Annotated in this window: 13 protein-coding genes; 6 read left to right on the top strand and 7 right to left on the bottom strand. The window is 41.7% G+C overall.

Annotation, left to right across the window (positions count from 1 at the left end):
• Positions 1-8: 8 nt before the first annotated feature.
• The 5 genes from MHH46_RS09070 to MHH46_RS09050 all read right to left on the bottom strand — a co-directional run bounded on the left by MHH46_RS09070 (position 9) and on the right by MHH46_RS09050 (position 4769).
• Entirely contained in the window at positions 9-1232 is a 1224-nt protein-coding gene (locus tag MHH46_RS09070) for an S-layer homology domain-containing protein (RefSeq protein WP_076191100.1), read from the bottom strand.
• A 190-nt stretch (positions 1233-1422) separates the two neighbouring features.
• Positions 1423-2559: an ABC transporter permease subunit gene (locus MHH46_RS09065; protein ID WP_076191098.1), complete on the bottom strand. Its 1137-nt coding sequence runs from the start codon at positions 2557-2559 to the stop codon at positions 1423-1425.
• 5 nt (positions 2560-2564) lie between these two features.
• Entirely contained in the window at positions 2565-3428 is an 864-nt protein-coding gene (locus MHH46_RS09060; RefSeq protein WP_076187118.1) for an ABC transporter ATP-binding protein, read from the bottom strand.
• A complete protein-coding gene (locus MHH46_RS09055; RefSeq protein ID WP_076191096.1) occupies positions 3418-4242 on the bottom strand; it encodes a hypothetical protein in 825 nt (274 codons plus the stop codon). The genes MHH46_RS09060 and MHH46_RS09055 overlap by 11 nt, the downstream gene beginning before the upstream one ends.
• Positions 4239-4769 carry an RNA polymerase sigma factor gene (locus tag MHH46_RS09050; RefSeq protein ID WP_076191094.1) on the bottom strand — a complete coding sequence of 177 codons (531 nt, stop codon included), beginning with the start codon at positions 4767-4769 and terminating at the stop codon, positions 4239-4241. Before MHH46_RS09050 ends, MHH46_RS09055 begins: the two co-directional genes overlap by 4 nt.
• Positions 4770-5248: 479 nt before the next feature.
• Here MHH46_RS09050 and MHH46_RS09045 point away from each other — a divergent pair, with 479 nt between their 5' ends.
• From MHH46_RS09045 to MHH46_RS09035, 3 genes are all read left to right on the top strand, one after another.
• Positions 5249-6289: an ROK family protein gene (locus tag MHH46_RS09045; RefSeq protein ID WP_256719068.1), complete on the top strand. Its 1041-nt coding sequence runs from the start codon at positions 5249-5251 to the stop codon at positions 6287-6289.
• Positions 6290-6326: 37 nt separating this feature from the next.
• Positions 6327-6944, top strand: coding sequence for a sugar O-acetyltransferase (locus tag MHH46_RS09040; protein WP_076187110.1), 618 nt, complete (start codon positions 6327-6329; stop codon positions 6942-6944).
• 66 nt (positions 6945-7010) lie between these two features.
• Positions 7011-8210, top strand: coding sequence for a sugar MFS transporter (locus tag MHH46_RS09035; protein WP_076191403.1), 1200 nt, complete (start codon positions 7011-7013; stop codon positions 8208-8210).
• Positions 8211-8521: 311 nt separating this feature from the next.
• Here MHH46_RS09035 and MHH46_RS09030 read toward each other — a convergent pair whose 3' ends face one another.
• Positions 8522-9274 carry an HAD-IIB family hydrolase gene (locus MHH46_RS09030; protein WP_076191092.1) on the bottom strand — a complete coding sequence of 251 codons (753 nt, stop codon included), beginning with the start codon at positions 9272-9274 and terminating at the stop codon, positions 8522-8524.
• Positions 9275-9354: 80 nt separating this feature from the next.
• Here MHH46_RS09030 and MHH46_RS09025 point away from each other — a divergent pair, with 80 nt between their 5' ends.
• Positions 9355-10044 carry a Crp/Fnr family transcriptional regulator gene (locus MHH46_RS09025; RefSeq protein WP_076191090.1) on the top strand — a complete coding sequence of 230 codons (690 nt, stop codon included), beginning with the start codon at positions 9355-9357 and terminating at the stop codon, positions 10042-10044.
• Between the two features lie 16 nt (positions 10045-10060).
• Here the strand turns inward: MHH46_RS09025 and MHH46_RS09020 are convergent, their stop codons facing one another.
• Positions 10061-10399, bottom strand: a complete 339-nt coding sequence (locus tag MHH46_RS09020; protein ID WP_076191088.1) for a hypothetical protein — start codon at positions 10397-10399, stop codon at positions 10061-10063.
• Positions 10400-10617: 218 nt separating this feature from the next.
• Between MHH46_RS09020 and MHH46_RS09015 the strand changes: the two genes are divergently transcribed.
• Together MHH46_RS09015 and MHH46_RS09010 are read left to right on the top strand one after the other, a co-directional pair.
• A complete protein-coding gene (locus MHH46_RS09015; RefSeq protein ID WP_076124810.1) occupies positions 10618-10953 on the top strand; it encodes a potassium channel family protein in 336 nt (111 codons plus the stop codon).
• Between the two features lie 352 nt (positions 10954-11305).
• Positions 11306-11935 (top strand): LysE family translocator, encoded by a 630-nt coding sequence (locus MHH46_RS09010; RefSeq protein ID WP_076191086.1) that lies wholly within the window; start codon positions 11306-11308, stop codon positions 11933-11935.
• Positions 11936-11990 lie beyond the last annotated feature (55 nt).

Below are 11990 nucleotides of genomic sequence, written 5' to 3'. Positions count from 1 at the left end.
TACAATTCCTATATATCCGTAGGATTCATTGCCTGCTGAGCTGTAGATATGAGTATGGTTTGAACTTTCAGAGATTGTTTGTCAATAATGAAGCCTATATAGAACCCACCCTCCATATTATCCATTTCAAAAGGTGACAATCGGGGCTCATACACTCCACCCTTGTTCTCAAACCAGTAACTCACTATAATCCCGTATTCGTTATCCACTGCAACGTATGTACCGTATGCCTTTAGCACATCTTCCAATGTACTTATCCCAGGTCGAATATTGTTCAATGTACCTATATGGATTGGATCAATGCGCTCATTATCTTTGTCTATTTTCCAAGCGTTCAGCCGACCTTCGGTATCATAATGTACAGATACTTCTTTATACATTTCATTATTGAATACATCTTGACCTGTTGAATCCCCGTAATGTTCCTCTACTAACATTCTAGAACTCCCAAAATCAATAAAAAGATTACGTCCACTATCCGCTATTCCGAAATCACGATCGGTAACCGGAACCGCTATAAAATCCTTCAAACCTGTACCCTGTTCCGGTAATGACGGTAAGTGACTCCGATCCGATCGTCCTTCTGGACGAGAATTCACAGTATATATTCCCTTAAGCTTGAGCATTCTCATCCATTGTATAGCCTCTGCTCTTGTAAGCGGGAGATTTCCTTTGAAACCTACTAGCGTTGGCTCTCCGGGAAGTGGAAGTAGAGAGTTACCCAGCAAATAAACCACGGAATCCGTTTCGTTGTAATTCATCCCTAGACCAGATACAACTAACCTTGCGGCGGCCATTCTGGTGATTGGAGCCGATCTTGCCACTGGATATTGTAGTCCAGTAACTGGATGATTCCACCACTTAGCCATTCTATACGGTGCTGCTGTCCATTCTTCGCCTATGCTAGTAGCCTTTGGATAGCCGAAAGAAAGATAAAATAATTTCAAAAATTCCGCTTCCGTAATCGGCTGATCCGGTCGAAAGCTCCCATCATCATAACCAACCATCAATTGGTTGCCAAACGCCCAGCGCACCCAAGGCTCTGACCAGTGACCTTGAATGTCAGTGAACAGTGAAGATGCCGGATCCTCCTCACCGTCCTCGTCCACTTCTTCATATGTCCCTGTATTCTCGTACGTTGTCGTGTCAGCATGAACTCTATAACTCACGTTGCCGCATGTCACAATTGTCCCTGAGATAAGACCTAGTACCAATAGCTTCATTATCTTCATTTTAATAATCCCTTTCGTTCTTATCGGTAAGGGGTTCCTGCTCTCTTTGCCAGGTTTATCGTGATTCCCCTTTGTCTTAACTATCGGGTGAAATGTCTAATTCGTAAATATACTGCTCTCCTTTTTCACAAGAAGAACAAAAAAAGATCGCCCCACTTCATAGCGGGAACGATCTGGACGTATCTACTACTTAGACCTTTAATCGACGTTCGAAAGCTTTGGGGATAAGCATTATAGCAATTATACCTATAATTATCACCGAAAGGATTGACAAGGGTAGATGTAATATAGGGATGCCAAAAATGTTATAGGATACATATTTTTCGATTAAGGATCTGCTAACCATTACACCTGACGGCAAAAAAGAGATTATTTTGCCCAACATTCCAGGCAAAGAGAAAAGGGGAAGAATAACTACGAATGCTGCCAGTCCAAGACTGCTTAAGCTACTCCGACACAAAGCGGATATCAGCGCCGTCAATAACAATAGACCACATGCAGCCAGCAAGGTTACAGCATATTTCAGGGCAAATCCCTGCAGCTGGGTTAAGGCATATGGAGTCTCATCAAAATAAAAGTAACTATTCAGCGGGGCATTCCAGCCCACGAAGCCGAACGGTAAACAGGCCAGCAATGTGCAAATCCCGTAAAAAAGAGTAACCCAGCTAAACGTAACTATAAATCCAGCTAATAGTTTTGCCGCAACAATCTTCAACCTTCCGTATTTACTAGATAGAATAAGTGCATCCATTCTATAGTTTTCCTCGCCGGAGAACAGGGAGGCCAGTGCAAATACTAGAATAAGACCGATCAAAAGATCCCCGACGCCAGGCGAGCTCGAAAAAAATATATGTAATAAGTCCCAGTCCTCAGTTACATAAAACCCCCGTGGTTTTCCCTCCTCCAGCATGGAGAGCTTTTTAGTAACATCTCTTAGCGCATAAGATCCTGGTTCTTGCCTCTCCATTAAAACCTTCTGCTCTCTCAGCTCTGTTAAATTTCTGTTGAATTGATCTACCATATAAGCTGTACCAGCATAGTGTTGCTCCAGAATTCGTTTCATCTTCTCCTCTTTGGGCCAAGCGCTGTCTTCAGCATATTCTTCTTTGAGTCTAGGTGCGTATTTCAAAGCTAAATCTGGTTGAATCGGTCCTAGATGAGCGGCGATAGCTTCAGGCTTTTCCTTGTTTACAACCAATAGACTATCCGTACCGGATGGGTAGAAACTAACAAAACAAAAAGTGGCTAATGCAATACTTCCAGCTATAGAAATCCAGACTCTGGGAATCATAATTTTACGTAATTCAAACATCACCAGACGTTTCATGTGTGTCATCCCCTCCGAAAATAATGCATATATACATCTTCTAATGAAGGATTCACCATCAGTGCATTCTCAACTGGCAAAGTCTTGCTGACTACCCGAACCACTAGTCCAGTATCTGTCTGCTGCACATTCACTACAGTTCCATTCTCTTCGATTTGAGCCAGCAACCGCCCGGGGACATGTGCCTCCCAAACCTCTCCTTGCAATTCATTGGTCAACTCCTTAATTGTTCCTTGACGAAGTAACTCTCCTCGCCCCATCAGTAGCACCTGTTTAGCTATATGATCAACATCAGAAACGATATGAGTAGACAAAATAACGATGCGCTCATTTGATATTTCAGAAATTAAATTTCGAAATCTTACGCGTTCCGAGGGGTCAAGTCCTGCTGTGGGCTCATCCAGAATGAGGATGCCCGGATTATTAAGCAATGCTTGAGCGATACCGAGTCTACGTTTCATCCCGCCGGAATACTTACCACATTTTTTATCCATTTCTCCGGATAGATTAACCATTTGAGCAAGAACCTCTATACGATCACTCGCCTCCTTCTTGGTCAACCCCTTTAGGGCAGCAACATAATACAAGAAATCGCGAGCTGAAAAATGATTGTACATCCCCAGTTCCTGCGGTAAATAACCTATCTGAGCCCGGTACTGATCCCCCATATCATCCTTGTTTTGTCCATCTAAAAGTACATTTCCACGAGTCGGATACAGAATATCTGCAACAATACGCATCAGTGTCGTTTTTCCTGTTCCGTTAGGTCCTAGAAGACCATACACACCAGGTGACATAGAAAGGTTGATCGTATTTAAAATTCGCTTTTTGCCGAAATCATGTACAATATTACATAGTTTAAGCTCCAATCAGAAACCCTCCCCTGCTCAATATTCTGGATTGAAATCTCATGGCTAGGCTAAATACCACTGCCGACAGAACGCCCAGTCCCATTAACCAAAATAACTCGACCGACATCGTCCATCTCACTGCAAATTCTCCGGAAAATAAAATCATCCAAAAGAGAGGCAACATAAAGAGTACGGTCGTTAATTGTCTAAAATTACGTATCAGCGTGGATAATACTAACGCTACCGCCGCATTGTTTAGGATCGGGATGCACCATAGCAGGGTCATACGCAGCATAAACTCCGTTTCCCCTACCGGGGTTACCATAGCAGTTACACTAACGTTAATCAGTAGTGAGATCACCCCTGCCATAAGGAACCGAGCTTGCACATACCGATGCAATGGGATTCTAAAACTACGTGCGAGTTCTCCCATTCCACAGAGCGTATTCCGAGCCGTATGAGAGACGACCACCAGTAAAGGAATACAACCCACGATGGACAGAATGAACATAGGGCTAACAATCTGCATAACACTCAGCACCAAATATCCTACTACAAACAAGATCACACCAAGCACAACCTCTTTCCACCATCCCTGTGAAAAAAGAATCCTCAGCTGTTGCCGTGCAAATAAAGGAACGGGTGGTACTGGCGCAGGTAAAGCCCGCTTGGATTTTCTCCACCTGCTCATGGCTTCTTCTGCAAAACCGTCAAGGCGTGGCGGTTCAGGAATGCACCTGATATAATTCACGATCTCCTCTACAGACTCTGCTGTCATCTCATCCTGTAAATTCAGATTGAGGTAATCTTGATGGTTACGTTTAACCCTCATTTTCCTGCTCCTTTCTTTAGGGGTTGGGATATGTCCTCTTGCTTGGAATACCTTAGTAAATCACGTAATTTAATCAGCGATCGGCTTACCCTTGACTTCACAGTAGATTCAGGTTCATCAGTTACGGCAGCTATTTCTGCAAACGTAAATTCATATTTATACCTTAACAAGAGCGCATCCCTCTGTTCCTCTGGCAGTGAGTAAATCGCGGCATATACCTGCTTAACCTCTTCACGAAGTAATATTCCTTCAAGAAAATCTCCTTCGACTGTGATTTCATCAGATAAGCTTTGATTCAACTCTGCTTGCCGAGCACCTTTGCTGCGAAAATAGTCAATGCAGACATTTTGCGCGATCGCCATCAACCAAGCTCGGAAACTCCCCTGTTTATTTTGATAGCTGTCAAGCTTGGCCCATGCTTTTTCATACACTGTCTGTGCAAGATCCCAGGCCAATTCGTCATTATGTATTTTCCATCTGATGAATCGATAAATATCACTATAGGTATGCCGAATTAATAATTCCACCGCTGCCTCATTGCCCTGCTGCGCTTCTGTGACCCATTTGTCCTCCCCGATTTAATTCCCCTCCAATCTACCAATCTACCAATCTACTAAATATAACGAAATCGCCTACGAAGTAGACGCATCACATTAAAAAGACCAACCAGAAGGTTCTGGCTGGCCGAATATAAATTTTCCCTAGATTATGTCCCCGGTTCAAATTGTGAGTGAACATTTTTAGCTTGTATCTTAGTGAATTATATAACATTTATTCTATTAATTTCCATAGTGTACACTCATTACAAGTGGTCTTTTTGTGAAAATCTTCGTAAATGGTGGACCTCCTCTTGACCTTACATTTAATTAGACACCGCAGGTTGATTGAAAGCCACATGTCCGTTCAAAAAAATCCATAATAAAAAACTGTCGATTGCTAGACAATTATATAGAGCCAAGTTATAGTATTGATAATACTTTTAATAACCATTTTCAAAAGTCTAGAGGTGAATAAAATAAACCAAATCGCAAACAATTCAATTCGTGTTAAAAAGATAAATCAGGAGCTTATCAAGCAGGCCTTGAAATCGATGAAGGAAGGAACCAAATCCACGATTGCAAGTGCCACCGGATTAAGTATTGCTACCTGCGGAAATATCCTGAATGAACTTCTGGAGACTGGTGAAGTCATTGAGACTGAACTGGAGGCTTCAAATGGAGGCCGACCGGCCAGACGATTTATCTATAACGCTGATTTCTCCTATATTGCATGTATCTATGCCAAAATTGAGGATGGCCAGAAATCCATAACCTATGCGGTGACCAATTCAGTTGGTGATCGTGTGGATCATGGATGGATGGAATTAGAGTACGTAGATGCTGCAGCCATCGACCATCTGCTGGATACGCTTATCCAACAATATAACAATATCAAGGCAGTAGGGATTGGGATTCCCGGCCTTGCTCACCAAGGTGTCATTAATATCTGTGACATTAAAGAGTTAATGAATGCTCCCTTAGAATCACTGCTCAGAGAAAAATACGAGCTTGAAGTCACGATTGAAAATGATATGAATCTGACCGTTTACGGGTTCTATAAACAGCAGGATTATGAAGAGGATAAAACCATTGTCGTAGTGACCTTTATCAAAGGTGCTTTTCCAGGCGCCGGGATGATGATCGACGGGCATATCCACAAAGGTAATACCAGATTTGCTGGTGAAGTCTCTTTTTTACCGTTTGGAATCTCGCGTGAACAGCAATTGAGTAGCTTGGACCACACGGATACCTTCATCCCTTTGGCGGCTCACACTATATCGTCCCTGATTGCAATTATTAATCCAGAGACCATAGCTCTCACAGGAGAACAAGTCAAACAAGAGAATGTGCGGCCGATTTATCAACGTTGTCTGGAAGTGATTCCAGAGGAGCATATGCCTCACTTAATTGTGCTGGATCAACCTGATGATCATTACATGAACGGATTAATTGCGATCACACTGGAAAGCTTAACCTACTCGTTGCAGCTGGTTGAGAAGCGCCGGTAAAACATAAAACTAACATACACTTCAGGAGGAACTACGAATGGCAACAAACAAAGAAAACATGATTGCAGGAAAGCTATATATGGCAGGCGGTGAAGAATTAGCAAAGGATAACAAAAGATCCAGAATGCTCACTCGTTTATTTAACAATACGACGGAAGAACAAGGTGAATATAGAGTAGAACTACTCAAGCAATTATTTGAGTCTACAGGAGAGTCATTATATGTTGAACCTCCTTTCCGTTGTGATTACGGCAGTAATATTACCGTTGGCAATAACTTCTACGCTAATTTTGACTGCATTATCCTTGATGTAGCTAAAGTAACGATTGGTAACAATGTTCTCTTTGGACCTAGAGTAGGTGTATATACTGCTGGTCACCCCATAGATGCGGACGTGCGTATTAGTATGCTTGAATTCGGTACACCGATTACCATTGGAAACAACGTGTGGGTTGGTGGAAACGCAGTAATTAATCCTGGGGTAAAAATCGGCAACAATGTAATCATCGGTGCAGGTTCAGTCGTGACTAAGGATATCCCTGACAATGTAATTGCGGTGGGGAACCCATGCAAGGTATTAAGAGCAATCACCGACGACGATAAGCAACACTGGGAAAAACTTAAAGAAGAGTATTACAGAGACATTGAGCAATAAAGTAACCCGTTCTGGGAGGATCTCAATTTGAAAAAGCGCTTCGGGGGATTTAACAAGATTTACGCCATGCAATTGGCAACCATCTTTTTAGGATTTATAGTGTTTGGCATATCGGAAAATATTAAAGGACCTGCCATTCCGCGAATCCAATTCGACTTTAATCTGGACGAGAAACAGCTCGGCACCCTTTTATCCCTAAATGCATTAGGTTATTTGATCGCCTGCTCCTTTACAGCTGTATTGGTTCGGAAGTGGGGGATCAAGGCTGTCAGTATCATTGCTTTTGCATCCATGATATTCTCAGGAGTGTTAATCTATATCTCCCACAGCTATCCCTTCTTCTCAGCTTCTTATTTCCTGATGTACATCGGAAACGGAATGCTGGAGATTGGTCTTGCCATTTTGGGAGCACGCATCTTCGTAAAAAATACCGGGACGATGATGAACTTATCCCATTTTTTCTACGGATTTAGTTCAACCTTAGCTCCACTGCTGGCAACAGGACTCATGTCGGTAAGTATATTTGGCCATCCACTCGACTGGCGCGGAATGTATCTGATTATGCTAAGCTTATCTTTACTGCCTATTCTATCTGCCTTGCGCAGTACATTTCCGGGTGACGATCTTCCGCAAGAGGACCGGATCCCTTTAAAAACGTTGGTCCGCGATCCCGCTTTATGGCTGATGGTGCTTATTCTTTCTTTCGGTGTAGTGTCAGAGCTTGCAGTAGGTGGATGGCTAGTGAATTTTTTGGAAAAAGCATACTTGTGGGATACAGTTACAGCTTCTGGTATGTTGTCCACCTTTTTTCTCTGCTTCTCGCTAGCAAGGCTCCTGCTGGGGCCGGTTACAGATAAGATTGGTTTCAATCTATCGCTTATCATCTTTTCAGCCTTCTCTGCCTTATGTACGTTTGCTGCTATTTTGGGTGGGGAACAGCTCGCGTTTCTATTCGCAGCAGCAGGCATAGGTATCGCTATGATTTATCCGACCGTTATGGCGTTTATCGCAAAAAGGTATCCGCATGGCAGTGACACTGCCATCACCTTTACAGTTACACTAATGGGAGTCGGTAGCGTGATTGGCAACTATGCCATAGGTGCAGTAATCGAAGGTGTAAAGAGGCTTTACGGAGCAGAAACACAAACTGGCTTGCTACGTGGTCTTCAAGCTGGGTATGGTTTTATCGGCTTATGTGCAGCTATATGCGCGATATCCGGTTGTGTTTTATATCGTTATTTAAATCACCGCCAAGAACTTATCTAGAATAGTTATCACACTTATTTCTGCTCATCCATGCAAAAAACCTGCTGATTTTATGGCAGGTTTTTTGTTGCAAATAGCGACCAACCTCCTACCATCGGACTCAAATGTCCTTATTGGCTTCGAAATAGACAGAAATGAGGTTATTCGGACCCCATAGTCGTTATTGAGTTGTTTTTGTGCAAAAACCGCTGTCTTCTGACCAGATAACGCCTCCTGAGTCCGAACACTCCGCCTAATGAAGCTAAATCCCGAAATAGCGACTATACAGTCCGCAACAATGACCTCTGAGCTGGTGATCACCATCCCAACAATTATCGCAGACCTACCACCAGCTCCATTATTTTTCTAACAATCTGCTCTTCACCGCTACTAACCTTTTCCGTTGCAACTTCTCCCAAGGTTATATGATCGCCAACACAAACCGAATGTGCGGAATGTCTAAACATTTCTATATCATTAGCATCGTTACCAAAAGCAATAAATTGCTGCGGTTCTATGCCTAATCTCTTTAGTCCTGTCCATTTGTTCACACCTTGTGGACTTATATCCATAATATCTTCTTGTCCATGCTGGTAGATCACAATCGGCAGATTTTGCAGCTTATGTATAAGTTGTTCCCCGTTCAGACTGCTCAAAATAACTACCTTCACAATCTCATCCAGCTCTGATGGAGTTACATTTTTGGCGCGTTGTTCTGGATCTACATTTCTCCGGATGGGATGGTTCGCAGAACCCGAATATGCATAGTCCCAATGACTATCAATCAAATAAGTTGCATCAAATTCTTCAATCAAATTCAGGATGTTATCCGCAGTCTGTGGGTCAAAATGTATCGTCGAAATAACCTCCCCACCCTTTGCAATAAACGCGCCATTCCCGCCAACCATAGAAAAATGATGCATATGAGCAGGCAACACAGGCAATAAATCACGAATAGGCCGGGCTGACGCAAAAATAACCTCATGTCCTTTTTCAATTAGAGAATCCAAGGCTTGTACAATAAATCCACTCAAAGGTTTGCCACTAAAACAAATCGTCCCATCTAAATCAAAAATAAATTTCACAGTTAATAACCTCCCCTTTTTCTCTATATTAACGAGTTCAGATATAATGGAAAGGACCGATGTCCAAAAAGGAGTAAACGATGAAATCTATTCACGATCCAAATCTGATATCACATTACATTACACAATTTAATCTAGACCAAGTATTCACAACGTCAACACATGCTTTAATCCAGTTACTTGTCTATGAGCAGAATGAAATCATTTTGCGTGAGGGGGATGAGCTGGACGGAATTTATTTTCAAGTGGAGGGGCGTACCAAGGTTTCTTCTAGTGTGGGGACGGGAAAATCCTTGTTATTACGTTTCTGCTCACCCTTGTCATTATTCGGGGATATTGAATACGTGCAGGAAGTTGTGATCCAATCCCAAGTTGAAGCGGTACAACAAACCAGCCTCTTATTTATCCCGAAACAAAAGGTTGAGTCTGACCTAATGGATAACCACAGGTTTAAAGACTTGTTGCTAAAACATCTTTCTTACAAGCTTCTAACCTGCACATCCGCATCCCGAACGAACTTGCTGGGCTCTGTAGAAGAAAGGTTTGCAAGTTATTTATTGACCATTCAACTCCAACGTGAGTTTGGAAAAGAAATTCAGACACCCTATATCCCAGATATAGCCTCTTTGATTGGGACTACTCCCCGCCATTTAAACCGTGTCATTCAGCGGCTCACCGACATGGAAATTTTATATAAAGTTAAGCAAGAAATTGTTGTACTCGACTGGGAGCGTCTGGATGAATTATCTAACGGAATAAGATTTGAATAGCCTAAAAACCCCTCATTTAATTGAGGATAAAATGATCGATGTCATCATAACGGATATCGATCTTTTCTCCGTTTCTTTTGACAAGATTTATATACAGAGGAGCTGCATCAACACTTCCCCCACCCACCAGCACATGGTAGTTTTCATTAATTTCATATTTACGGATGTACAAGCCTGAACCGACATCTTCAAAGGGATAACCTTCAAAATCCTTCCACGACAACGCCTCGCCTTGCTGAGCTAGATCTCGTATTTCATCCATGGATAATATCGCAGCTTTTTTATCATTACATGCTGAAAGTATAATCGTCAAAGCAAACAATAACAGCATTATCAATTTACGCTTACTTCTCATTCATAAACCTCCAAACTCTATAATTTGTTATTTATAGGAAAATATAAGGTAATAATAACATAGCTTAGACTAGCTTTGAATGGAGTGTGACCAGTTCCATCTCTGAATGTTAGAAATTTAAGTTCCCCACAGCCTCCTCAGTTTCTTCCTGCAAATCTATTTTAAATTTGACGTTAATTTGTTATGTATGCTCTAATATAAATGAAGGGTGGAGCTGCATGTTATCATTTTTACTAACTTTAAAACGTTTATTCTCGGGCTTATGGAAAGCGCTCAAACGTAAAAATTTCCAAGCATTATTCTTATTAGTTTTGATGACGCTGTTGTCCGGAACCATTTTTTATGTCAAACAGGAAGGTTTGTCAGTCCTGGATGCTATTTATTTCTGCGTTGCAACGCTTAGTACATTAGGTCATCCAACATTTGTTCCCCAGACAGCACTCGGAAAAATATTTACGATCGTTTACATTATTGCAGGCACAGGGTTGTTCTTGGGAATGATCGGGTATATCGCTTATGAACTGATCAAACAAACCGATAAAGATAACAATTAAATAATGGAATCCAAACTCGTGACAGTATCAAGAGCCTTGTTAGCCGAAGCTAATGAGGCTCTTTTTTTCAAATAATCGCTTATATACTAACTTTCACCTAACTAAATCACATTTTTCATCTCATGTCACCCTTTAATTTTCGAGCAATAATTCATCAGTAAAGAAAATCGAGACCATTAATATTCATCTCTGGCGATCCTCAAATAAATAAAAAAGACCGTCTCTATTAGAGCGGTCGAAAATTTTAGAGCAAATTTGTAATAGATAAATTCACTCAAAAGAATTGCCCCCTATTACTTCATGGTGTAAAATATACTTTCGTTTAATTTGATAAAGGGGGCTTTAAATTTTAATGGCTTTATTTCTTACATACGTTTTGCTCGGCTTTTCCATCGCTCTCCCCGTAGGTACCATTACCATTGAAATGACCAAACAAGGCTTAAAAAATGGCTTTATGCATGGTTGGATTGTTGGCCTCGGGGGAATGACTATCGACCTCTTCCTAATTCTAGGCTTATACTTGGGTCTAGCTTCTATTCTTTCCATGCCTATCATACAAGTAATCATGTGGTTAGTTGGGGCTCTCTTCCTATGCTACGTTGGATATGACAGCATCAAGAATGCAGATCATGATATTTCCCTTGGAGGAGAGAAGACGTCCAAATCGCTGTTCTCTTCTTACAAAAATGGTTTGCTAGTGGCGATCTCACCAGGAAACCTGGTATTTTGGGTTAGTGTCTTTGGTACCGTATTGTCCGACTCCTTTGACCGTACTAATACGGGCAGCTTTTTACTAGTGGGATTAGGTATCCTGATTGGTATCCTGCTCCATGATATTGGCCTGATGACGATTGTATCCACCACACGAAAAGCAATGAACCGGACGGCTATTAAATGGGTGACTATCAGCGCAAGTGTTGTATTAATCGGCTTTGGCGGGTATTTCTTCTATCAATTCCTGCGGAGCCTCCATATTTTTTAACGTAAAAAAGCCGTTCTCTTTTAAAAGAGAACGGCTTTAAATGTCTTTTTCACAG

This window comes from Paenibacillus sp. FSL H8-0175 (assembly GCF_045040615.1).
Lineage (GTDB): Bacteria > Bacillota > Bacilli > Paenibacillales > Paenibacillaceae > Paenibacillus_AQ > Paenibacillus_AQ odorifer.
The sequence above is the reverse complement of the archived record's forward strand: the minus strand, read 5'-3'. Positions and strand labels throughout refer to the sequence as shown.

What these genes read in the sequence shown, in the direction of transcription:
- MHH46_RS09070 (WP_076191100.1), bottom strand. Translation starts at nt 1,232, where the DNA reads ATGAAGATAATGAAGCTATTGGTACTAGGTCTTATCTCAGGGACAATT.
- MHH46_RS09065 (WP_076191098.1), bottom strand. Translation starts at nt 2,559, where the DNA reads ATGAAACGTCTGGTGATGTTTGAATTACGTAAAATTATGATTCCCAGA.
- MHH46_RS09055 (WP_076191096.1), bottom strand. Translation starts at nt 4,242, where the DNA reads ATGAGGGTTAAACGTAACCATCAAGATTACCTCAATCTGAATTTACAG.
- MHH46_RS09040 (WP_076187110.1), top strand. Translation starts at nt 6,327, where the DNA reads ATGGCAACAAACAAAGAAAACATGATTGCAGGAAAGCTATATATGGCA.
- MHH46_RS09035 (WP_076191403.1), top strand. Translation starts at nt 7,011, where the DNA reads ATGCAATTGGCAACCATCTTTTTAGGATTTATAGTGTTTGGCATATCG.
- MHH46_RS09025 (WP_076191090.1), top strand. Translation starts at nt 9,355, where the DNA reads ATGAAATCTATTCACGATCCAAATCTGATATCACATTACATTACACAA.
- MHH46_RS09020 (WP_076191088.1), bottom strand. Translation starts at nt 10,399, where the DNA reads ATGAGAAGTAAGCGTAAATTGATAATGCTGTTATTGTTTGCTTTGACG.
- MHH46_RS09015 (WP_076124810.1), top strand. Translation starts at nt 10,618, where the DNA reads ATGTTATCATTTTTACTAACTTTAAAACGTTTATTCTCGGGCTTATGG.
- MHH46_RS09010 (WP_076191086.1), top strand. Translation starts at nt 11,306, where the DNA reads ATGGCTTTATTTCTTACATACGTTTTGCTCGGCTTTTCCATCGCTCTC.